Below are 22409 nucleotides of genomic sequence, written 5' to 3' on the forward strand. Positions count from 1 at the left end.
CCCTCGACCCCTCCCCTCGACCCAGGAGCCCGGACATGTCGCACTCGCACCCCGCCGATCTCGTCTTCACCGGTGGCCCCGTCCACACCGTGGACCCGGCCCGCAGCCGCGCCACCGCCCTCGCCGTGCGCGGCGAGCGCATCGTCGCCGTCGGACACGACGAGGTGCACGAGCTGATCGGTCCGCGTACCGAAGTCGTCGACCTGCACGGCCGGCTGCTCGTGCCCGGCTTCCAGGACGCGCATGTGCACCCGGTGGGCGGCGGCGTGGAACTGGGGCAGTGCGACCTGAGCGGAGCGGTCACTGCCGAGGAGTACCGCCGCCGCATCCGCGCGTACGCCGACGCGCACCCCGAAGCGGAGTGGATCACCGGCGGCGGCTGGTCCATGGAGGCATTCCCCGGCGGCACGCCCACCCGCCAGTTCCTCGACGCGCTCGTGCCCGACCGCCCGGTGTACCTCGTCAACCGCGATCACCACGGCGGCTGGGCCAACACCCGCGCCCTCGAACGCGCCGGCCTCGACGCCCGTACGCCCGACCCCGCCGACGGCCGGCTGGAGCGGGAGGCGGACGGGCACCCCACCGGGATGCTCCAGGAGGGCGCCATGATGCTGGTCGCCGCCGCCGTCCCGGCGCCCACCCTCGCCACGCTCACCGAAGGACTGCTGCGCGCCCAGGCGCTCCTCCACTCGTACGGCATCACCGCCTGGCAGGACGCGCTGCTCGGCAACCACGCCGGGATGGCCGACCCCTCCCCCGCCTACGCGGCCGCCGTCCGCTCCGGACGGCTGACCGCCCGGGTCACCGGATCACTGTGGTGGGACCGGGCCCGCGGCACCGAGCAGCTGCCCGAACTTCTCGCTCGCCGCGAGGAGTTGACGGCCGGTCGGCTGCGCGCCACGACCGTGAAGATCATGCAGGACGGCATCGCCGAGAACCACACGGCCGCCCTCCTCCACCCCTACCTCACCGCCTGCGGCTGCGCCTCCGACAACAGCGGCATCTCCTTCATCGAGCCCGGGGCGCTGCGCCACTACGTCACGGAACTGGACGCGCACGGCTTCCAGGTCCACTTCCACGCGCTCGGCGACCGGGCCGTCCGGGAGTCCCTCGACGCGGTCGAGGCCGCGCGGAAGGCCAACGGCTGGACCGACCACCGCCCGCACCTCGCCCACCTCCAGATCGTCCACCCCGACGACGTCCCCCGCTTCCGCCGCCTCGGTGCCACCGCCAACATCCAGGCGCTGTGGGCCGTGCACGAGCCGCAGATGGACGAGCTCACCATCCCGTTCCTCGGCGCCGAACGGACCGCCCACCAGTACCCCTTCGGCGACCTGCTCCGCTCCGGCGCCACGCTCGCCGCCGGCAGCGACTGGCCGGTTAGCAGCCCCGACCCGATGGCCGCACTGCACACCGCGGTGCACCGCTGCCGGCCGGACGCCCCCGCCGACTCCCCCGCCTTCCTTCCCGGACAGCGCCTCGACCTCGGCGCGGCCCTCGCGGCGTACACCGCCGGCAGCGCGTATGTGAACCACCTCGACGACACCGGCACCCTGCGCGCCGGCAACCTGGCCGACCTCGCCGTCCTGGACCGCGACCCCTTCGAGGACCCGGCCGGCGACATCGCGGCGACACGGGTTCTGCAGACGTATGTCGGCGGCGTCCTGGTGCACTCTGCCGCTAGTTGAGAAGTTTTGTTGTGTTCATTGACATATATCAACAGGACTCGACAGACTCAGCGGCATGGCCATCTCAAGACGCGTGGTTCTGGGCGGCGCCGGCGCCTCCCTCGGTGGAGTCCTCGGTGCACAGCCGGCGTTGGGTGCCACGGCTCGGGCGGCCGGGCGGGCGGCGACCGCCACGGAGGGGGCGGGCCGGGAGATCGATCTCTGCCGCGGATGGCGGTTCGCCCTCGTGAACACGACGGGCGAGGAGGCACCCCGGCCCGCGGACGGCGATCCGGCCTGGCGCGACGTGGACGTGCCGCACGACTGGAGCATCGGCCTGGATCCCGTCAAGGACGACCGCACCACGGCGGGCAGCGGCTATCTCCCCGGCGGGCTCGGCTGGTACACGAAGACCTTCACGCTCCCGGCGGAGACCGCGGGCAAGCGGATCTCCGTGGAGTTCGACGGCGTGTACATGGACGCGCAGGTGCACTTCAACGGGGAGCTGGTCGCCACCCACCCGTACGGCTACACCGGCTTCGCCGTGGACCTCACCGGCCGCGCGCACACCGACGGACGGACGGCCGACACCCTGTCCGTACGGGCCCGGAACCAGGTGCCGAGCAGCCGCTGGTACTCCGGCAGCGGCATCCACCGGGACGTACGGCTGGTCGTCACCGATCCCGTGCACATCGTCCGGCACGGGGTCACGGTCACCACGCCGGACCTGGCGCGGACCGTCGAGCAGGGCCATGCCGCGGTCCGCGTGGCGGTGGCCGCCGTGAGCGAGGCGCGGAACTCCGTACGGGCCGAGGTCACGGCGACGGTCCGGGACTCCAATGGCCGGGGGGTCGGGTCGGTCTCCGCCCCCGCCACCCTCACCGGCGATGCCACGACGACAACGCTCGATCTCCGCATCGACGAGCCCCGCCTCTGGTCGGTGCGCCGCCCCCACCGCTACACCGTCGACACCCGCATCACCGTCGACGGCCGGACCGTCGACGAGACGCGCACGTCCTTCGGGCTGCGGTGGACCACATTCGACCCCGGCCACGGCTTCTCGCTCAACGGGGAGCGGATGAAGCTGCGGGGCGTCAATCTGCACCACGACCTCGGTGCGCTGGGCGCCGCCTTCCACCCCGACGCGGCCCGGCGGCAGTTGGAGATCATGCGGGAGATGGGCGTCAACGCCCTGCGGACCTCGCACAACCCGCCGGCTCCCCAGGTGGTCACGCTCTGCGACGAGCTGGGGATTTTGCTCCAGGTCGAGGCGTTCGACTGCTGGCGCACGCCGAAGAACCCGTACGACTACGGCCGGTTCTTCGACGAGCACAGCGACGCCGACATCAAGGAGATGGTGCACGCGGCCAAGAACTCGCCCGCCGTGGTGATGTGGTCCATCGGCAACGAGATCCCGGACAGCACCACCGAAGCCGGAGTGGCGATGGCCGAGCGGCTGATCGAGGCCGTGAAGTCGGTCGACACGACCCGTGCCGTGGTGATCGGCTCGGACAAGTACCGCAGCGTGCCGAAGGACGGTTCGCCGCAGGACCGCATCCTGCGCATGCTCGACGGCGTCGGGCTCAACTACAACACGGCCGCCTCCGTCGACGCGCTGCACGAGAAGTACCCGGACACCTTCCTCTTCGAGTCCGAGAGCTCGTCGAGCACCTCGACCCGCGGTGTGTACGAGAGCCCCGGGCTGCTCAACACCGGTGAGAACTACACGCCCGGGCGGCGCGGCGCCTCGTCGTACGACAACAACCTGGAGTCGTGGACGATGAGCGGCGAGTACGCCCTCAAGAAGGACCGCGACCGGGAGTTCTTCGGCGGCCAGTTCCTCTGGACCGGCTTCGACTACCTCGGTGAGCCCACACCGTACGACGACGTCTTCCCGGTGAAGTCCTCGTTCTTCGGCGCCGTCGACACCACCGGCTTCCCCAAGGACCAGTTCTCGCTCTTCCGCAGCCAGTGGAGCGAGGAGCCCATGGTGCACTTGGTGCCCATGGACTGGACCGGACACCGTCCCAAGGACACCGTGGCGGTCTGGGCGTACTCCAACGCCGACAGTGTGGAGCTGTTCCTCAACGGCCGGTCGCTGGGGGTGCGCCGCTTCGACCGGAAGAGGACGACGGACGGGCGGGAGTACCTGGAGACCACCGAGGCGACCGGAGACGACAAGACCGTCACCTCGGGGCCGTACCCGGGCAGTTACACCAGCCCCAACGGCAGCGCGGGGCGGCTCCACCTCACCTGGCAGGTGCCCTTCGAGGCGGGCAAGCTCGTGGCGGTGGCACGGCGGAACGGGCGCGAGGTCGCCCGCGACACCCTGCGGACCGCGGGCGAGGCCGCGGCGGTGCGGCTGACGCCGGACCGGACGGAGACGACCGCTGACGGCCTGGTCTTCGTCACCGCCGAGGTGACCGACTCCCGGGGCGTCCTCGTGCCCGGCGCCGATCACGCGCTGACCTTCCAGGTCACCGGCGGGCATCTCGTCGGCGCCGACAACGGGCAGCAGGAGAGCGCCGAGAACTACCGGTCGCCCGTCCGGTCCGCCTTCCACGGGAAGGCCCTCGCGATCGTCCGGCCCGCCGACGGGGCCGCGGCGGTCACGGTCACGGCACGGGCGAGCGGGCTGCACACCGCGTCGGCCCGGATCCGTGTCACGGGGCGCGGCCGGGGCACCTTCGGAGCCCTCGCCCCGGCGGCGGCGGCCGCCGGCGTACGGGAGGCGACGTCCGGCGCCCCGACGGCGGACGCGAGCTTCTCCGGCGCGCCCGACACCGTGCCCGCCGCGATGCTCGACGGCGACGCGGCCACGGGCTGGTCCAACTACTACCGCATGGCAGCGACGGCCCTGCTGCCCGCCATCAGCGCGGCGCGCGCGAAGGACTGGGTCTCGGTCACCTGGCCGCGCCGCCGCCACGTCTCCGGCCTGGACGTGTCGTTCACGACGGACGACGACACCTACGCACTGCCCGAGGCGATCGCCGTCAGCTACTGGGACGGCAGGGAGTACGTACCGGCCGACCACGTCCGCATCGAGTGGGCGGACACCTCCAACTCCCCCACCCGGGTGACGTTCGACGCCGTCCGTACCACCCGGGTCAGGCTGGAGCTGACAAGCCGTCACCCCGACCGGGCCAACGGATTCTTCCGCATCGTCCGGCTCGCCACTGCCGCATAAGCGCCTGCGTCCAGGACGCCGGCCGCCGCGCCGCTTTCAGGGGCGCCCGGCCGGCGGGACCTCCTCGCCGGCCGGGACCGGGCCCGGGGGCGTGCCGTCGCCGAACGGGCGACCGCCCAGTTCCTCCCGGTGGTGCGGGGTCAGCCAGCCGCTGAGATCCGGCCCGCGCGGCACTACGCGAGTCGGGTTGATGCCGGTGTGCACCTGGTAGTAGTGCCGCTTGATGTGGTCGAAGTCGACCGTGTCGCCGAACCCGGGCGTCTGGAAGAGGTCCCTCATGTACGCCCAGAGGACCGGGTCCTCGGTCAGCTTGTACCGATTGCACTTGAAGTGGCCGTGGTAGACGGCGTCGAACCGCACCAGCGTGGTGAACAGCCGGATGTCCGCCTCGGTGAGGGTGTCCCCGACCAGGTACCGGCGGTCGGCCAGCCGCCGCGAGAGCCACTCCAGGCGGCGGAAGACGTCCTCGTACGCCTCCTCGTACTCCCGCTGCCCGGTCGCGAACCCGGCCCGGTACACGCCGTTGTTGACGTCCCGGTAGACCCCCTCCATCACCTCGTCGATCTCGGCGCGCAGCGGCTCCGGGTAGAGGTCGGGCGCGCCGGGGCGGTGCAGCGCGGTCCATTCGGTCGCGAGGTCGAGGGTGATCCGCTGGAAGTCGTTGGTGACGAGCTTGCCGCTCGGTACGTCGACGATCGCGGGCACGCTGACCCCGCCGGGATACCCGGTCTCGCGCGCGTCGTACGCCTCGCTGAGGTAGCGGATGCCGAGGACGGGGTCGCGGCCGTCCGGGTCCAGGGTGAAGCGCCAGCTGCGGTCGTCCTGGATCGGGTCGGCGATGGCCAGCGACAGCGCGTCCTCCAGGCCGAGCAGCCGCCGGGACACCAGGGCGCGGCTGGCCCAGGGGCAGGCCCGGCTGACCACGAGGCGGTAGCGGCCGGCCTCGACGGGCCAGCCGTCCCGGCCGTCCGCGGTGATCCGGTCCGCGAAGTGGCTCCGGGACCGCTTGAACCTCCTCCTGCCGTACTCGGTGTTGCCCTCGGACGCGCTCGTGCCGGACGTGCTCGTGTCGGACGTGCTGGTGCTGGACGTGCTGGTGCTGGACGTGCTCGTGCCGGGCGTGCTGGTGTCGGCGGAACGGTGGGTGGTCATCCGTCCGTCTCCCTCCGGTGTGCGGGTGGCCGGTCTCTGCGGATGGGTTCCCGCCATGATCCGATCCTCACCGCACATCAGCCGCGCGGTCCAGAGCGGCCCGGGCCCGCGCTCCCGCTCGCGCTCTTGCTCCCGCTCTCGCCACGGCCGACGCTGCCGATGACGACCGTCGCGTACTCCTCCTCCGAGGTGACCACCCGGGGCGTCAGGCCGCTGCGGCGGAACACCTCGGCGGCGGACACCGCCTGACGTTCACTCGTCTCGACCAGGAGGTGGCCGCCCGGCGCCAGCCACTGGGGCGCCGCGGCCGTCACCCGGCGCAGGATGTCGAGGCCGTCGGCGCCGCCGTCCAGCGCGACCAGCGGCTCGTGGTCACGGGCCTCCGGCGGCAGCAGGCCGACCTGCTGCGTGGGGACGTACGGGACGTTGGCGACGAGGACGTCGATGCGGCCGCGCACGGCTGCCGGGAGCGCTTCGTACAGGTCGCCCTCGCTCACCTCGCCCACGGCGGCGGGGATGTTGCGGCGGGCGCAGCGGACCGCGGCCGGGTCGATGTCGGCCGCGTACAGCTCGACGCCGGGCGCGGGCACGGCCGCGGCCAGCGCCGCACCGACCGCGCCGGAGCCGCAGCAGAGGTCGACGACGACGGGACGGCGGACGGCGGCCGTGGCGAGCGCGATCGCCTGCCGGGCGAGGAATTCCGTGCGGCGGCGGGGTACGAAGACGCCGGGGGCCACGACCACCCGCAGACCGCAGAACTCCGCCCAGCCCAGCACCAGTTCGAGCGGCAGACCGGCGGCGCGCCGCGCCACCATGACGTCGAGTGCGGCCGGGTCGCCGGCCGCGGCGAGGAGCAGGTCCGCCTCGTCCTCGGCGAAGACCGAGCCGGTGGCCCGGAGCCGGGCGACGGCGGCGGAGCGGAGGGAAGGGAGCAGGGAGGACGCGAGAAGTGACATGGGAGCCTTTCGGATGTGCCTGGCGACTGCCGGGCACGCTCCCTCGCTACGGCCCGCTACGCCGGTGGCGCCGCGGGGACCGCGCGGATGCGAGCAGGGAGAACCCGGCCTGGTACAGCGGTAATGGGTCTCACCTCCTCGGTCGTCAGCGATCACTGCGGTTGCCCACAGTACCGGACGACCGGCGGGCCGCGCCGTCCACCGTGGTACGGGGTCCGGGTAACACGAAGGACGGGGGCCCGCCGGCCCGGTCTCCGGTGCCGGACGACACCGGCACTGTGAGACACGTTGTCACCACTGCCCACATCGAACCACTGCCATGTCCGTCATCCCAGGCACCACTGTCAAAAAACCGTCAAGTGACTCCCGCTCCCCTACACCACGCAACGCACCACACACCACGCAAGGCTCACATGACGGCAATCCGCGCGGACACGCCGATAGATGGGTGAATAAGACAGGACAGCATGTGCATGGGGATGTACTGGGCCATACCTCCCTTCATTGCCGTTGTCCCAAGGAGAGACATGCGCATCCGTGCCACCCTGGCCGCCCTCACCCTCGCCTCCGCCGGCCTCGCCGCCAGTGCGGGCACCGCCGTTGCCGCCGGTGACGACTCCGGTGCCCACAACCTCAGCGGCAACGGTGCCTCGACGTCGTACGGGAACGCGGCCACGCACGGCCAGCAGAGCCCGCAGGCGGGTCTGGTCCAGAACTCGCTCAACGACCTGTGCATCGGCCTGCCCGCCAAGGTCAACGTCGGTTCGCTGATCGGCCTGATCCCGATCACCGTCCAGGACGTCAACGTCCTGGCGAACCCGCAGAACCAGCAGTGCACCAAGAACTCCACCCAGAACAAGGGAGACGAGCCGCTGTCGCACCTCATCGACGACCTCCCGGTGCTCTCCGAGAACGGTCACGGCAACAGCTGAGCCGTATCCGTACCCCCTCGGGGCACCACCGTCACGGCGACGGTGGTGCCCCGCGGCACGTTCCCGCTCCCCCACATGCGGGAGCGCGCACCGGCGATCACAATGGGAGGGCCGGGACCTGCGGCGCGCCCGGCGTCGCGCCGGCCGTCCGGCATGGGAGGTACGGTCCATGACCACTGCCGGAGACATCATGCACCCCGGCGCCCAGTGGATCCCCGAGGACGCGACCCTGGACCGCGCGGCGCAGCTGATGCGGGAGCTCGATGTGGGAGCCCTGCCGATCAGCGACGCGAACGAGCGGCTGTGCGGCATTCTCACCGACCGCGACATCGTGGTCGGCTGCGTGGCCATGGGACACGATCCGTCCCAGGTCACGGCGCACGAGATGGCAAAGGGCACGCCCCGCTGGATCGACGCGGGTGCCGACGTCAGCGAAGTGCTGGAGGAGATGCGGGGACACCAGATCCGCCGGCTGCCGGTGATCGAGAACAAGAGACTGGTCGGCATGATCAGCGAAGCCGATCTGGCCGGTCACCTCACCGATGACCAGATGGCCGACTGGACCGAAAGCATCACGGCACAGCGCTGATCACCGCTGGTCCAGCAGCCGTTCCGACCCGTTGTGGGCCCGCACCGCGGGCCCACCGCCGGTTCGGCGGGTGTTCTCGGTACGCGCGACACAACGGGGCCCGTTGGGCGTACGGTGGTCCGTGGCGCGAGGTGGTCGCGCGAGGAGGCCGGCCGTGGAGGCGACGTTGAAGACGGTGATCGCCGGAGAGCTGGTGGAGCTGCCGGGCACCATCGCCGGTATCCGCGCCGAACTCGACGAGGAACAGGCGCGCGCGTTCGACCAGGAGATTCCGCACGTCCCGGCCGGCGAGCTGCCCGCCAGACTGGCCCGATGGGCCCTGGGCGGCACCGGCGCCGACCTCGAGGACCAGGAGCTCTTCGAGCGCCTGGAGCGCGGCGAGGACATCGGTGCCGTACCGGCCGACGACAGCCGGCCGGAGGTGGCGTGACCCGCCGCCTCCAGTACGCACCCCCTGCCGACCAAGCCCGCGACTCCATGGACACCGCACTGCGCACCCGCTTCGACGCGGCCATGCGCCGCCTCGCCGACGACCCGTACGGCCACGGCTCGACCGCCATAAAGAAAGAACGCGAGCGCCGGGAAGCAACCGTCGCCGGCGTCGTCATCCGCTACTACGTCAGCGAAAGCGTCCTGACGGTCACGGTCGTGCGCATCGTGTACTTCTGATCCGGAGAGCCCCGGAGCCTCATCCGGCCAGCCCGGCCTCCCACTTGCGCCGACGCAGGACGTAGTCGCTGAAGAGATGCCGGCTCCGGTCGAGCAGCTCGCCGATCTCCGCGTCGCCGGGCCGCACGTCCGCCGACGGGCGCCATCTCTGTACAGACTGGCCCGCCCAGGCGCGCAGCTTCGCGTCCGGGTCGTCCAGCAGACCGACTGCCGCTCGCAACGCGACGGCCCCGCCGTGCGCGTCGAGCAGCCGGAACGCAGCAACCCGGACGTGCCGCGGCTTGTCGGGCGCGATGCGCTCCAACAGCCGGTCGGCGGGCAGGTCCTTCGCCGACGGCAGCAGGGCGGTGACTGTCTCGCGTACGACACCGGGGGCCGGGTCGTCGAGCAGCGGCCGCAGCCGTTGCGCGTCCGCGCGGTCCAGTGCCCGCAGCCCAGCCACCGCCTGCGCCCGGACCCCGGCTGCCGGATGCGCCAGGAACGACCACAGCAGCCCCGCGTCGGCACGGTCTCCGCACTCGGCCAACCCGATCACCGCGCCGGGCGGCAGCTCGGGATCGTCCGGTGCCGCGCACCGCTTCCGGTACCAGGCCGTCACATCACCGCCGTGCTGTCGTACGACGTACCGGGCGCAGGCGCGCACCACTGCGGACCGGTCACTGAGGAACCCCTCAGCCTGCTGCGGCCGCCCCGCCCGCCGCAGCGCGGTGACGCCGGTCGAACGGGTGCGGGGGTTGCGCGCGGTCAACAGCAATGCGAGCACGTCGTCGTGGATGTCCTCGTCCCGCAGCGCCGCGAGCGCGGCAGTGGCGCACAAATCCTGAACCACGGTGTCCGTATCCCGGTTCGCCGCGCGGGCCAGCTCGACGGGGCCCAGGAGCCGCTGCTCGACGGCCAATCGGTAGGCGAACCGCCGTACGGTGCGGTCGGGGTCGGCGATGAGAGCGTCGAGGCACCCGTGGGAGCCCCGGCGCATGGCCTCTTCGAGCAGTTGGACGCCGAAGGCACCTCTGCTACGGCGGCCGACGCGCAGAATCAGCGGCGCGAGGCCAGCGGCGGTGTCCCCGTCCAGGGCCTCGCAGAGCAACTCCCGGGCACGCTCGCGCACGGGAGCTACCCAGTCGGCGCAGCGGATCACGATCAGCGGAAGCAGGGCGGGGTACTGCCTCGACCGACCTACCGCCGCGTCACGGATCCGTCCGTCGTGGTGGCAGAGGGCGAGCGCGAGCCGGGACTCGCCGAGCCGGGTCACGTCGTCGGGCAACGGAGCGGTGTACTGCCAGTCCGGCACGGGCTCCGACCGGTACCAGGCCACCGCCCGCACCCCCGCGTCCAGTGCGAGCCAGTCATCGGGGGCATCAATGTCCAGCACGTCCCGCAGCGGCGCACCTTGCGCGAGTCGCACCGCCGCCCCAGTGCCAACCTTGATGTCCGCACGCATTCCCGCCCCCGCTTCCCCGGCTGTACCCGTTGATCGTAGAACGCGGAGTACTCGCAGGTCACGCCAATTGCGGCGGACGAAATACTCACCTCACCTGCCAGGCTTCCCTCACCCCCCGTACCCGCAGCCCCCCGCGCCCGCCAGCAGGCGTTCGACCTCGTCGTGGGCCGCGTTGACGATGCGTACGACGGCCTCGGCTGCCTCGGTCGGGCGGCTCGTCGCGACTGCGGCGGCGACCTCTTCGTGGCGGTGGACGGCTGTCATGTCGATGTCGGGGGGCATCAGGGCCAGGTCGTGACGGGAGGTCAGGAGTTCTTCGGTGACCTCGGCGAGCTGGGCGAACATGCCGTTGCCGGACGCGGTGAGCAGGGTCCGGTGGAAGGCCGCGTCCGCCGTGACGAAGCGGCGGCGGTCGTCGGCCCGGGCGGCTTCCGCCATGGCGTGGGCGTGGGCGGTCAGCGCAGCGCGGGCGTCCGGGGCCGCGCCGGATGCGGCGAGCGCGGCGGCGGACGGTTCGACGGCGGCCCGCAGTTCGGCCAGTTCGCGCAGCTGGGCCTCGCGCCGGGGGGACGCGAGGCGCCAGCGGATGACCTGCGGGTCGTAGAGGTTCCACTCGGTGAGCGGGCGTACGGTGATGCCGACCCGGGGGCGGCTGGTGACGACCCGCTTGGACTCCAGGACGCGGACGGCCTCGCGCGCGACCGTGCGCGAGACGCCGTACCGCTCCTGTACGTCCTCCAGGCGCAGCACCTCGCCCGCGCGGATCTCGTCCGCGGCGAGCGACCGGCCGATGCGGTCGACCACCTGCCCGTGCAGGCCCTGAAGTTCCATGCCGGGCCTCAGAACGCCTGGCGGGGCGGCGTGGAGTCGGTGGACCCGCGCAGGAAGTCCAGGTCGACACCGGTGTCGGCCTGGGTGACGTGCCGGTCGTAGAGGTAGCTCCAGCCGCGTTCCGCGGGCGCGCGGGGCGGCTGCCAGGCCGCGCGGCGGCGATCCAGTTCCTCGTCCGCGACCAGGACGTCGAGGCGTCGGGCCGGCACGTCGAGGCGTACGGAGTCGCCGGTACGGACGAGGGCGAGCGGGCCGCCGACCGCCGCTTCGGGGGCCACGTGCAGGACGCAGGTGCCGTACGCGGTGCCGGACATCCGGGCGTCGGAGATGCGGACCAGGTCGCGGATGCCGGCGTCGAGGAGCTTCTTGGGCAGCTGGACGTTGCCGACCTCCGGCATGCCGGGGTAGCCCTTCGGGCCGGTGTTGCGGACGACGAGGACGGTGTCGGCGGTGACGTCGAGGTCCGGGTCCTCGGCGACCGCGAGGTAGTCGTCGAGGGAGTCGAAGACCAGGGCGGGCCCGGTGTGGCTGAGCAGTTTCGGGTCGGCGGCGGACTGCTTGATGACCGCGCCGTCGGGGGCGAGGTTGCCGCGGAGTACGGCCGTGCCGGTGCCGGCGGGCTGGACGGGGCGGTCGAGCGGGCGGATGACCTCGCGGTCGTGGACCTCGGCGCCGGCGCAGTTGTCGACCAGGCTGCGCCCGGTGACGGTGACGGTGTCGTGGTGCAGATGGTCGCGGAGGTCGTTGATCAGGGCCGGGAGCCCGCCCGCGTACGCGAATTCCTCCATCAGGAAGCGGCCGGACGGCATCAGGTCGATGAGCAGCGGGAGTTCGGCGCCGAGGCGGTCGAAGTCGTCCAGCGCGAGCGGCACGCCGAGGCGGCCCGCGAGGGCGAGGAGGTGCAGTACGGCGTTGGTGGAGCCGCCGATGGCGGCGTTGATGCGGATGGCGTTCTCGAAGGCGGCGCGGGTCATGATGCGCTGCGGGGTGAGGTCGGAGCCGGCCAGTTCGACGGCGCGGATGCCGGTCTCCTCGGCGAGGGTGCCGCGGCGGGAGTCGACGGCGGGCAGCCCGGAGCCGCCGGGGACCATCATGCCGAGCGCTTCGGTGAGGCAGGCCATGGTGGAGGCGGTGCCCATGGTCATGCAGTGGCCGGCGCTGCGGGTCAGCGCGGTCTCGAACTCGGTGAACTCCTCCTGGGTGACCGTGCCCGCGCGCAGTTCCTCGGTCATCCGCCAGACGTCCGTGCCGGAGCCGACGGCGCGGCCCCTGAAGCGGCCGTTGAGCGTGGGCCCGCCGGTGAAGACGAGCGCGGGGACACCGGCGCTGGCGGCGCCCATGAGGGCCGCGGGGGTGGTCTTGTCGCAGCCGGTGAGGAGGACGACGGCGTCCAGGGGGTTGGCGCGGATCTGCTCCTCGATCTCCATGGCGGCGAGGTTGCGGTACAGCATGGTGGTCGGGCGCATGATCGGCTCGCCGAGCGACATCGCGGGGAACTCCAGCGGGAAGCCGCCGGCCTGCAGTACACCGCGCTTCACGGCGTCCGCGAGGATCTGCAAGTGGCCGTTGCAGGGCGTCAGTTCGGAGTAGGTGTTGCAGATGCCGATGACCGGGCGGCCGTCGAAGTTGTGCCCGCCGCGGCCCATGGCGCGCAGGGAGTGCCGGGCGATGAAGCCGTTCTTGCCGCCGTCGCCGAACCAGGCGCGGGAGCGGAGCGGTGCGGCTGCACCGGTGGGCTGCTGCCGGTCGTTCACTGCCATGTGAAGTCCTTCCGACGCGGTGCGGGGCGGCCGTTTCCAAGCCGTGTCCTGCCGACCCCTTCAATGGTGCTATCAAAGCACGATACGGTCCCGCCGCGTCCAGAGTTCGACGACGAACGAGCCGACGAAGTGGAGAGCCGCGTGGAGAAGCGAGCCATGAAGGCGGTCACCTGGCGGCTGATGCCGTTCCTGGTCCTGCTCTATCTCGTGGCGTATGTCGACCGCTCGAACGTCGGCTTCGCCAAACTGACGCTCCAGCACGAACTGGGCCTGTCCAACGCCGCGTTCACCCTCGGCCAGGTCGCGTTCTTCGTCGCGTACGCGGTGTTCGAGATACCGAGCAACATCTATCTGGAGCGGTTCGGCGCGCGCCGCTGGTTCACCCGCATCATGCTCAGCTGGGGCCTGGTCACGGTCCTCACCGCGGCGGTCAGCACCACCTGGCAGTTCTACCTCGCCCGCTTCCTGCTCGGCCTCGCCGAGGCGGGCTTCTACCCGGGCGTGCTGTACTTCCTCACCAAGTGGTACCCGTACCGCTACCGCGCCCGGGTGGTCGGCTGGTTCATGATGGCCCAGCCGCTCGCCTTCATCCTCGGCAATCCGTACATGGGCGCGCTCGGCGGGCTGCACGGCACGTTCGGGCTGGACGGCTGGCAGTGGATCTTCATCGCGACGGGCGCGCCGGCCGTCGTACTGGCCTTCGTCACCCTGCGCCTGCTGCCCGACGGGCCGGAGGGCGTGCGCTGGCTGAGCACGGAGGAGCGGGGCTGGCTCGCGGCCGAGCTCGCCGCCGAGGCCGACTCCGTGGGCGCCGCGCACGGCAGTCCGCTGCGGGCGCTGCGTGACCGGCGGGTGGTCGCCCTGGCCCTGTACTTCCTCTGCTTCCCGCTGGGCTGTTACGGGCTGAGCTTCTGGCTGCCGACGATCGTCGACGGCTTCGGCGGGCTGTCCACGACGGCCACCGGCTTCATCACGGCGATCCCGTACGTCTTCGTGGCCGTCGGCCTGTATGTGGTCCCCAGGCTCGCCGACCGCAGCGGGTCGCGCTATCCGTGGCTCGCCGGGTGTGCGGCGCTCGGCGCGGCCGGCCTGGCGGGCAGTGCGCTGGTCGGCAACCACGTGGTGCAGGTGGCCCTGATGAGCCTCGCCGCGGTCGGCCTCTACGCGGCCCAGCCCGTCCTCTGGACGCTGCCCTCCCGCTTCCTGACGGGTATTCAGGCGGCGTCCGGCATCGCGATGATCAACGCGGTCGGCAACCTGGGCGGCGGTTTCGGACCGATGGGCATCGGTGTCATCACCGACCGCACCGGCTCCGCCGTGACGGGGCTGTGGTTCCTGGTCGCCGCGATGGCCGTCGCCACCGTCGCCACCTTCGGGATCCGCCGGCTGATCGAGGGCGGCGGTACGGCGGCGTCCGCCCCGCGGGACCCGTCCCCGGAGCGGACGACGGCCTGAGCCGTCCGCGAGCGGCTGTGGCGGGGGCCGGCCGTCAGCTCCGCGGAGCGGCGTCCGGCCCCGGCACCAGCCCGTCCGCGACCAGCCCTTCGTACACCGCGGCGCCGAGCGCGGCCACCGCGGACTGCGGCCGGACCATGACCGTGAACTCCTTGATCAGTCCGTCCTCGTCGAAGTGCAGCAGGTCGATGCCGTGAATCTCCTTCCCGCGCACGGTCGTACGGAAGAGGAGCACACTCGCGTCCATCGCCCCACCGCCGTCACCCGCCGCCGCCGGCGCGCTCGTCTCCGCCGCTCCCTCGAACCGCCCGATGTACCGGAAGTCCTCGAACGTGCGCAGCAGCACCCCGAAGAGCCCCATCACCATCGGACGCCCCTCGAAGGGGGTGAACTTCACCGGGCTGTAGAACCGCACGTCCGGCGCGAACAGCTCCTCGATCGCCCCGAGATCCCCCTTCTCCACTGCCGCCCGGAACCGGTCCGCCGTCTGCTGCACCATTCCCCGCTCCTTCTCCTCATAGCTGAGTAGTCAGAATCATGAGTAGTCAGATTGATGACTATGATGATGCACAAGCATGCGGGAAAGGGAAAGGGGTCCGGTGCGATGGCGCTCCGCCACGCGGTGCTCGCCGCGCTGCTCGACGGCGAGTACAGCGGCTACGAACTGGCCAAGGCGTTCGACGTCGGCGTCGCCAACTTCTGGCACGCACAGCCACAGCAGTTGTACGCCGAGCTGACCAGGCTGGAGAAGGACGGGCTGGTCAGCGGGCGGCAGGTGGTGCAGGAGACCCGGCCCACCAAGCGCCTCTTCACGGTCACCGAAGCGGGCCTCGCCGAGCTGCAGCGGTTCGCGGCGGCCACCGCCAAACCGTCCTTCATCCGGGACGACCTGCTGGTGAAGGTACAGGCCGTGGACCGCGTAGACGCCGCGCCGGTGATCGCGCAGCTGGAGGAGCGGATGGCGGTCGCCGCCGCGAAGACGGAACTCTTCACGAAGATCCTCCGGCACCTCCGCGGCGATCTGGACGAGGCGGAGTTCCTGCGCACCGGCGAACGCATCGGCCCGTACCTCACCTGCCTGCGCGGCCTGGGCTTCGAGCGGGAACACCACGACTGGTGCCGGCGCACCATCGCCGTGCTCCGGGCCCGCGGGAACCGTGCGCATCACGGCCTCTGAACTCTCCCGGCGGCTGGCCTGAAACACCCGGCCCCCCGCTGTACACCGCGACCCGTCGGCGCCGCCCGTCACCCCTTTCACCAGGCACGATGCATACCGGCCGTTTGGGGGGCAGGTTCGCGACACGCTCGCGCGAAAACTCATAGAGTATCAATTCACGTCATATTCTCCGGTTCTGTGCAGAAGCGTGACGACGTGGTCGTGTCAGGCATGATCCGGGAAGCGGCGGCATGTCCTCCGCCCCCTGTGTGGGCAGCACGCCGTCTCAAGGTGTGCTTCCTCCTTTTCAACCTCTACGGCATCGGCGGCACCATCCGCTCGACCGTCAACCTCTCCGGCGCCCTGGCGGAGGCCGGGCACGATGTCGAGATCGTCTCGATAATCAGAAGCCGGGAAACACCGCCCCTGTCCGTCCACCCCCGCGTACGGACCGTGCCGCTGGTCGAGGCCCGCAAGGACCGGCCCGGTTTCGATCCGGCGCACGACCCGAAGGGCAACCCCTCGCGCGTCTACCCCGCCTCCGACGGTCCGTACAAGCACTGCAGCGCACTGGTCGACGAGCGGATCGAGAACTACCTCCGCGACACCGACGCGGACGTGATCATCGGAACCCGGCCCGGCGTCAACGTCTACCTGGCACGCTTCGGGCCCGCCCGCGCGCTGCTCGTCGGGCAGGAACACCTGACCTACGACATGCACCGGCCGGAACAGCGGGCGGCGCAGAACGCGGCGGTGGGCCGCCTGGACGCCTTCGTCACGGTGTCCCGGCAGGACGCCCGGATCTACCGCGAGGCGCTGCCCGACGTCACCACGGAGATCCGCTGCATCCCCAACGCGGTGCCGCAGCCGGACGTGTCGCCCTCCTCGGGGCGCAACAAGCTGGTGGTCGCCGCCGGCCGGCTCATCCGCATCAAGAACTACCGGCTGCTGATCGACGCGTTCGCGCGCGTGGTGGAGCAGCGGCCCGACTGGAGGCTGCGGCTGTACGGGCGCGGTCCCGAGGCGCGGGCGCTGCGGTCCCGCATCCACGAGCTGGGGCTGAGCGAGCAGGTGACGATGATGGGCGCGCACGCGCCGATCGAGCCGGAGTGGGCCAAGGGGTCGATCGCGGCGGTCTCCTCGGACGGCGAGTCCTTCGGGATGACGATCGTGGAGGCGATGCACGCCGGGCTGCCGGTGGTCGCCACGGACTGCCCGTTCGGCCCTGGCGAGATCATCTCGGACGGGGTGGACGGGCTGCTCGTCCAGCCGGGGAACGCCGAGGAGTTCGCCGCGGCGCTGCTGGAGCTGATCGCGGACGACGAGCGGCGGGCCGCGATGGCCGCGGCGGCGCGCGCCAAGGCGCTGGACTACGCGCCCTCAGCCGTCGCCCACGCCTACGTCAAGCTCTTCGAGGACCTCGCCGCGAAGACGGGCAAGTGCTGCGCTCCTCCGGAGGCGCGGAAGAAGCCCGGCGGGGCGCACGCGCTGGGCGGGTACACCGGTACTGCGGGGCACGGCAGGGCGCTGCGCGCGGGCAGGGCGCTCGCCCGGCGCATGGCACGCCCCCTGCTCCAGCGCCCGGCAACCGCCGTGCCGCTGCTCGGCATACTGCGGAGGGTCTCCCCCGCGGCCGCCGCGCGGGCCGACGGCACGGCACGCAGTCTGCGCCCCGAGGCGCGCTGCGCGGTGGCCGAGGACGGCGCGCTGGTCCTGACGTTCCCCGCCGCGGGACTGACCGGCCCAGCCGACCTGGTACTGCGCCGCCGCAACTCCGCCGAGGAGCTGCGGGTACCGCTGCCGCCGCCCGTCCGGGAGGGCCGCGGCGGCCCGTTCCGGGTCCGGCTGCGGCTGGCCCGGGTGTCGCTCGCCGAGGGGCACTGGGAGGCGTGGGTACGGCGGCGCGCGGACGGGGCGCTGCGGCCCGTGCGGTCCACGATGGTGGAGCGGGCCGCGCTGGTCGGCCGGGCCCCGGAGGTGGCCGACGGCGCCGTGCGGTCCTGGATCCCGTACGCCACCGACCGCGGGCGGCTGGCGCTGCGCGTGTGGCAGCGCGCCGTCCACGCGGAGGCGGTGTGGGTCGCGGTCGGGCCTTCGGTCACGTACGTCGAGGCCGAGCTGCTGGGCGCGGAGCCGTCGGCGGAGGCGGTGGTGACGGCGACGCGCCGCGGCACGCGGCCGACGGTGCTGCGGCTGCCCGCGACGGAGCTGGGCGCCGGCCGGTTCTGCGTGCTGCTGCCGCACGAGGACTTCACGGGCCGGGTGGCCGGGTCGGCGCCGCGGGACCGGGAGTTCTGGGACCTGCGGCTGATGCTGCCGGGCGGCATGGCCGTACGGATCGGGCGGATCGGCGGGGACATCGTCGCCCGCAAGGACATCGACACCCATCCGTCGGCGTTCCGCGGCGAGGGCGCGGCCCGCGCGCGGGTCCGCCCGTACTTCACCGACTCCAACGACCTGGCCCTGGTGGCCGCGCCGGCTCCGGCGCCGGACACCGCGGCCGTCCACGCGGCCGCACCCCGGTGCGCGCATCTGTGAACGGCTGGGCCACCGGGAACGGCTGAGCCACCGTCTCCCGCGCGCCGGCGGGTGTGCCCCGCCGGCGCGCTTCAGTTCACGGGCTTCGTCGTACCGGCGAAGACCGACCACGTCACCGGGCGGCCCAGGAAGGGGCTGAAGGAGCGGGCACGCGGGCTCGGGGCGCTGCGCCGGCGGGTCGCGCGGTGTCCGGTGCCGCCGGCCGTCTCGGCGCTTCGTGCGTCGGCCGCGGACGGGAAGGGCGCGCCGAACACGTCGTGCCATATCCCGATGGCGTCGGTGTGGTCGCCGGCCTGCTCCCGGCGGCGGGCCTCGGCGGCCTGCGCGGCCAGTGCGGCCAGCACCTCGGCGCGGGCCGCGCGCTGTGCTTCGGACCAGTCGGCGGTGAGGTCCTCGGAGCCGGTGGGGTCCAGGACGGGGCCGGTGACGGCCTGCGCGGCGTGCGCGAGGGTGCCCGCGACCGCGTCGGTGTGCTGCCGCGGTCCGGAGACCGCTTCGTAGGCCAGCGCCTCCCACAGGAGACCGCTGGTCCCGCGCAGGACGGGGTGGCTGCCCCTTAACGCCTTGAGCATGCGGACCTGGTGGACGAAGCGGCCGTCGGTGGCGTGGTCGTGCCGGCCGATGACGCGGTTGAGCGTACGGACGGTGGAGCGCTCCCAGGTGTCCCGCTCCCAGTTGGCGGTGAGCAGGTCGGTGCAGCGCGGGTCGGCGAGGGCCGGGGTCAGACCGAAGGTCACGTCCAGGTCGGCGAAGGTGACCTGGAGGGCGCGGGAGGTGCGGTCCTCGTCGCCGAACCGGGAGCCGGGGAACGCCTCGGTGACCGTGTCGCAGAGCATCGCCATGGCGTCGGCGGCGCCGCCGGGGCGCTTGACGAGGCGGGCGAAGCGCCGGTGGAAGACCATGACCATGCCGATGTCGTCCAGCGGGGCGATACGGGTCTTGCGCGCGAAGCTGCCCTGCAGGCAGCTGCTTTCGATCAGACCCACGTTCTTCAGCGCCGCGGTGATCTGGCGGTGCCGGCGACGGGCCCTCTCGTAGCGGCCGGGTTCCAGGGCAAGAGCCTGGTCGAAGTCGCCGAATGCGGTCCTGGCGGTGTACGTCATCGCGAAGGGCTCGTTTCTCTCGACGTCAGCGGGACGAGGGGGCATGCCGGATGTTCCGGTTGGGCGCCGGCGGCCGGGCCGGACGCTTCCGGGGAGGAGCGAGCGTAGCGGGGAATCGTTTCAGCGGAAGGGGTCGAACGTGTCACATCATGCATGGGAAAAATCGTTCCTCTCCGACATCGGCCGACGGCCGGACAAGCCGCTCAAGTTGTCTCGTGCCACTTCGTGCCACTCCCGCACGACAGGTTCCGGTTCCCACTGTGCGCACACCGGTCCAGCCGGGTGGCCGCACCTCCCGACGAGCGCGCTGCACCCCATTCAACTACGCATATATCTGTCATGGAGCACCGCAGAACAGCTCGTCCTGATCGATGATGAACTTAATTCCCCCTTCTCCGTCCGCGGTCGACAGCGCCTGTTTCACGCCCTGTTGTCATCGCGACCGCATCCGACAGCGGCAGCGACCGTTTGGCATATGCCAGAAGCCTGCCGGCGACATACCCCTCTGACGGGCCGCCGACACCGCTCAGTTCGTGAGATCCGCCGCCAACAGATCCATCAAAAGCGAGTCGTGCCAGGTGCCGTCGGGTCCGCGCTCGTACTGGCGCATGATCCCGACCGGCCGGAAGCCGACCTTCCGATAGCTGCGGATCGCCGCCTCGTTGTCCGCCGCCGGATCGATCGCGATCCGGTGATGACCACGCTCCGTCAGCAAGTGCCGCGCCAGCGTGCGCACGGCGTCGGTGCCGAGCCCCCGGCCGTGCAGCGCCGACGTCAGATAGATGTCGATATTCGCATGCCGATAGTCCGGATCCGATTCCTGCGACCACTGGATCGCGCCAATGATCCGGCCCGCGTACTCGATCGTGTACGTGTACTCGTCGGGTGAGGCGAGGTCATCGGCGACCTCGGCCTCCAGGTCCTTCCCGCCGCGCCAGCGCGCGTACACCTCGGGTTCGCCCCGGATCGCGGCCAGGGCGGGGATGTCGTCCTCCGTGGCGGGGCGCAGCACCACGTCGGCGCCGTACAGAGTCGTCTGCATACGCCATGACGCTAGCGGCCGGGCCCCGCCGCCGCACCGGTGCGAACCGGCGGCCGCGATCTTCCGGTCGTCGGGGCCACCCGGTCGTCCGGGCTGCTCGGTCCTCCGGGCTACTCCGCCGTCCGGGCGGCGTGCCGCTCGCGCAGCGCGGTCTTGAGCACCTTGCCCGCCGCCGAGACGGGCAGCGCGTCCGTGAAGTGCAGCTCGCGCACCCGCTGATACGGGGCGACGCGCTCGGCGACGTACGCCATCAGCTCCTCCGCCGTGACCGCCGCGCCGTTCCGCAGCACCACGTAGGCGGCCGGTATCTCGCCCGCGTCCGCGGCGGGCGCGCCGATCACCGCGGCCGCCGCCACCGCCGGATGCCCGGCGAGGATGTCCTCCAGGTGCAGCGGATAGACGTTGTAGCCCTTGTAGATGAGCATGTCCTTGGCGCGCCCCGACAGGAAGAGGTGGCCCCGCTCGTCCAGCCGCCCGATGTCGCCGGTGCGCAGCCAGCCGCCGGCGTACTGCTCGGCGGTGAGTTCGGGGTGCCCCTGGTACCCGTCGGTGATCTGCGGGCCGCGCGCCCACAGCTCGCCCGTCTCCCCCACCGGCAGTTCGCGCTCCGGGTCGAGCAGGTCGCGGATGGACAGCTCGGTGTCCGGGAGCGCGACGCCGACCGTGCCGTGCGGGGTCCCGGCGGCGGCGTCCAGCGGCCACGTGGCCAGCGCCATGGTCGCCTCGGTGAGCCCGTAGCCCTCGGTGTACAGGGCGTCCGGGAAGAGTTCGGTGAGCCGCTGCCGGGTCGCGGGGTCCATCGGCGCGGCACCGGAGTTGATGTTGCGTACGCACTTCAGGCGGCGCCCGGTGCTCGCCGGGGAGGCCAGCAGGGCGCGGTACATCGTGGGCGAGCCGCCGACCATGGCCACCTGGTGGGCCTCGATGTCGTCGAGGTAGCGGACGGGGTCGAAGCGGGTGTGCAGCACGGCCGTGGTGCCGATGACGGTGTGCGCGACCATGCCGACCAGGCCCATCGCGTGGAAGAGCGGGGCGACGGAAATCGTCGACTCGGTGCCGGGGACGGACTGGTGGGGCGTCGCGGCCGCCTCGTCGCGGTCCACGCCGAGCACGCCGTCCGCGTCGTACAGCCGCACGGCGGCCCGTACCCGGACGGTCTGGGCGACGTTGGCGATCACGTTGCGGTGCAGCACGCGGACCGCCTTGGAGCGGCCGGTGGTGCCGCCGGTGAACGCCAGGTGTGCCACGTCGTCCGGGCGCCGCCGCGCGGGCTCGGCTCTGCCGTGCGTCAGCAGGTCTCCGGCGGACAGCACGGTACGGCCGGCCGGGGGCTCGGGGAGGGTGCCGGGGCCGTTGCCCGGTCCCGGTACGACGGCGGTGAAGCGCACGCCGGGTGCGTCGGCGGCGTACACGGACGGCAGCGCGCCCGCGTACGCGATCACCGCGCGGGCGTCCGAGTCGACGAGCTGCGCCGCCAGCGGGGCCGCGGGCTGCGCGGGGTTGGCGGGGCTGACGACCGCGCCGGCCAGCAGCGTGCCCCAGTACGCGACCGGGAACCACGGGCAGTTGGGGATCATCAGCAGCACGGTCTCGCCGGGCGCGATGCCGTGCTCGTGCAGGCCGCGCGCGAACCGCAGTGCCCGGTCGTACAGCTCGGCGTACGTCAGGCTCTCCTGCCCGTCGGTCAGCGCGAGCCGGTCGGGATAGCGCCGCGCGGCCCCGGCGAGCGCGGCGCCGACGGGCAGTTGCGGATAGTCCAGTGCGGTACGCGGCATGGGGCGACTCCTCGGGAGACCGGAGATCACATAAAGCCGAACGATCGATAAGCTATGGCGGCATCACAAGCCCTGTCCAGGGGCGGGAGCGCCTTCGAGCGCCCCGCCACAGACCAGCGCCGCTCCGTCTGCCCCGGCGGATCGGTGGCTTGTAAA

18 protein-coding genes are annotated in these 22409 nt (G+C 72.2%); 9 read left to right on the forward strand and 9 right to left on the reverse strand.

Annotation, left to right across the window (positions count from 1 at the left end; translation table 11 throughout):
- The first annotated feature begins 35 nt into the window (after positions 1-35).
- Together CCS38_RS19530 and CCS38_RS19535 are read left to right on the forward strand one after the other, a co-directional pair.
- Entirely contained in the window at positions 36-1688 is a 1653-nt protein-coding gene (locus tag CCS38_RS19530; protein WP_223734584.1) for an amidohydrolase, read from the forward strand.
- 55 nt (positions 1689-1743) lie between these two features.
- Positions 1744-4854 carry a glycoside hydrolase family 2 TIM barrel-domain containing protein gene (locus tag CCS38_RS19535; protein WP_223734585.1) on the forward strand — a complete coding sequence of 1037 codons (3111 nt, stop codon included), beginning with the start codon at positions 1744-1746 and terminating at the stop codon, positions 4852-4854.
- A gap of 36 nt (positions 4855-4890) precedes the next feature.
- On the opposite strand, the gene CCS38_RS19540 is transcribed toward CCS38_RS19535, so the two are convergent.
- Positions 4891-6006: a glutathione S-transferase family protein gene (locus CCS38_RS19540; protein ID WP_223734586.1), complete on the reverse strand. Its 1116-nt coding sequence runs from the start codon at positions 6004-6006 to the stop codon at positions 4891-4893.
- 77 nt (positions 6007-6083) lie between these two features.
- On the reverse strand, positions 6084-6962 hold the full coding sequence (locus CCS38_RS19545; RefSeq protein ID WP_223734587.1) for a putative protein N(5)-glutamine methyltransferase: 879 nt from the start codon (positions 6960-6962) through the stop codon (positions 6084-6086).
- Between the two features lie 527 nt (positions 6963-7489).
- Here CCS38_RS19545 and CCS38_RS19550 point away from each other — a divergent pair.
- The 4 genes from CCS38_RS19550 (at position 7490) to CCS38_RS19565 (ending at position 9152) form a co-directional block, all read left to right on the forward strand.
- Complete coding sequence (locus CCS38_RS19550; protein WP_223734588.1) at positions 7490-7894, forward strand: rodlin; 405 nt, start codon at positions 7490-7492, stop codon at positions 7892-7894.
- A gap of 169 nt (positions 7895-8063) precedes the next feature.
- Positions 8064-8483 (forward strand): CBS domain-containing protein, encoded by a 420-nt coding sequence (locus CCS38_RS19555; RefSeq protein ID WP_223734589.1) that lies wholly within the window; start codon positions 8064-8066, stop codon positions 8481-8483.
- A gap of 154 nt (positions 8484-8637) precedes the next feature.
- Positions 8638-8913, forward strand: coding sequence for a hypothetical protein (locus CCS38_RS19560; RefSeq protein ID WP_223734590.1), 276 nt, complete (start codon positions 8638-8640; stop codon positions 8911-8913).
- 47 nt (positions 8914-8960) lie between these two features.
- Positions 8961-9152 carry a hypothetical protein gene (locus tag CCS38_RS19565; RefSeq protein ID WP_223734613.1) on the forward strand — a complete coding sequence of 64 codons (192 nt, stop codon included), beginning with the start codon at positions 8961-8963 and terminating at the stop codon, positions 9150-9152.
- 19 nt (positions 9153-9171) lie between these two features.
- Here CCS38_RS19565 and CCS38_RS19570 read toward each other — a convergent pair whose 3' ends face one another.
- From CCS38_RS19570 to CCS38_RS19580, 3 genes are all read right to left on the reverse strand, one after another.
- Positions 9172-10593 (reverse strand): HEAT repeat domain-containing protein, encoded by a 1422-nt coding sequence (locus tag CCS38_RS19570; RefSeq protein ID WP_223734591.1) that lies wholly within the window; start codon positions 10591-10593, stop codon positions 9172-9174.
- A gap of 108 nt (positions 10594-10701) precedes the next feature.
- On the reverse strand, positions 10702-11424 hold the full coding sequence (locus CCS38_RS19575) for a FadR/GntR family transcriptional regulator (protein WP_223734592.1): 723 nt from the start codon (positions 11422-11424) through the stop codon (positions 10702-10704).
- An 8-nt stretch (positions 11425-11432) separates the two neighbouring features.
- The gene (locus CCS38_RS19580; RefSeq protein ID WP_223734593.1) at positions 11433-13184 is read right to left on the reverse strand and encodes an IlvD/Edd family dehydratase; all 1752 of its coding nucleotides are present in this window, start codon (positions 13182-13184) and stop codon (positions 11433-11435) included.
- 141 nt (positions 13185-13325) lie between these two features.
- Here CCS38_RS19580 and CCS38_RS19585 point away from each other — a divergent pair, with 141 nt between their 5' ends.
- Positions 13326-14639 carry an MFS transporter gene (locus CCS38_RS19585; protein WP_223734594.1) on the forward strand — a complete coding sequence of 438 codons (1314 nt, stop codon included), beginning with the start codon at positions 13326-13328 and terminating at the stop codon, positions 14637-14639.
- A 34-nt stretch (positions 14640-14673) separates the two neighbouring features.
- Here CCS38_RS19585 and CCS38_RS19590 read toward each other — a convergent pair whose 3' ends face one another.
- A complete protein-coding gene (locus CCS38_RS19590) occupies positions 14674-15138 on the reverse strand; it encodes a nuclear transport factor 2 family protein (protein WP_223734595.1) in 465 nt (154 codons plus the stop codon).
- A 105-nt stretch (positions 15139-15243) separates the two neighbouring features.
- On the opposite strand from CCS38_RS19590, the gene CCS38_RS19595 reads away from it, so the two are divergent.
- Complete coding sequence (locus CCS38_RS19595; protein ID WP_223734596.1) at positions 15244-15816, forward strand: PadR family transcriptional regulator; 573 nt, start codon at positions 15244-15246, stop codon at positions 15814-15816.
- A 177-nt stretch (positions 15817-15993) separates the two neighbouring features.
- Positions 15994-18333, forward strand: a complete 2340-nt coding sequence (locus tag CCS38_RS19600) for a glycosyltransferase family 4 protein (protein WP_223734597.1) — start codon at positions 15994-15996, stop codon at positions 18331-18333.
- A 71-nt stretch (positions 18334-18404) separates the two neighbouring features.
- On the opposite strand, the gene CCS38_RS19605 is transcribed toward CCS38_RS19600, so the two are convergent.
- The 3 genes from CCS38_RS19605 to CCS38_RS19615 all read right to left on the reverse strand — a co-directional run bounded on the left by CCS38_RS19605 (position 18405) and on the right by CCS38_RS19615 (position 22253).
- Positions 18405-19436 (reverse strand): SMODS domain-containing nucleotidyltransferase, encoded by a 1032-nt coding sequence (locus CCS38_RS19605; RefSeq protein WP_223734598.1) that lies wholly within the window; start codon positions 19434-19436, stop codon positions 18405-18407.
- A gap of 526 nt (positions 19437-19962) precedes the next feature.
- Positions 19963-20478 (reverse strand): GNAT family N-acetyltransferase, encoded by a 516-nt coding sequence (locus CCS38_RS19610; protein WP_223734599.1) that lies wholly within the window; start codon positions 20476-20478, stop codon positions 19963-19965.
- 110 nt (positions 20479-20588) lie between these two features.
- The gene (locus CCS38_RS19615) at positions 20589-22253 is read right to left on the reverse strand and encodes a class I adenylate-forming enzyme family protein (RefSeq protein WP_223734600.1); all 1665 of its coding nucleotides are present in this window, start codon (positions 22251-22253) and stop codon (positions 20589-20591) included.
- Positions 22254-22409: the final 156 nt, after the last annotated feature.

The organism is Streptomyces purpurogeneiscleroticus (genome assembly GCF_020024005.1).
Taxonomy (GTDB): domain Bacteria; phylum Actinomycetota; class Actinomycetes; order Streptomycetales; family Streptomycetaceae; genus Streptomyces; species Streptomyces purpurogeneiscleroticus.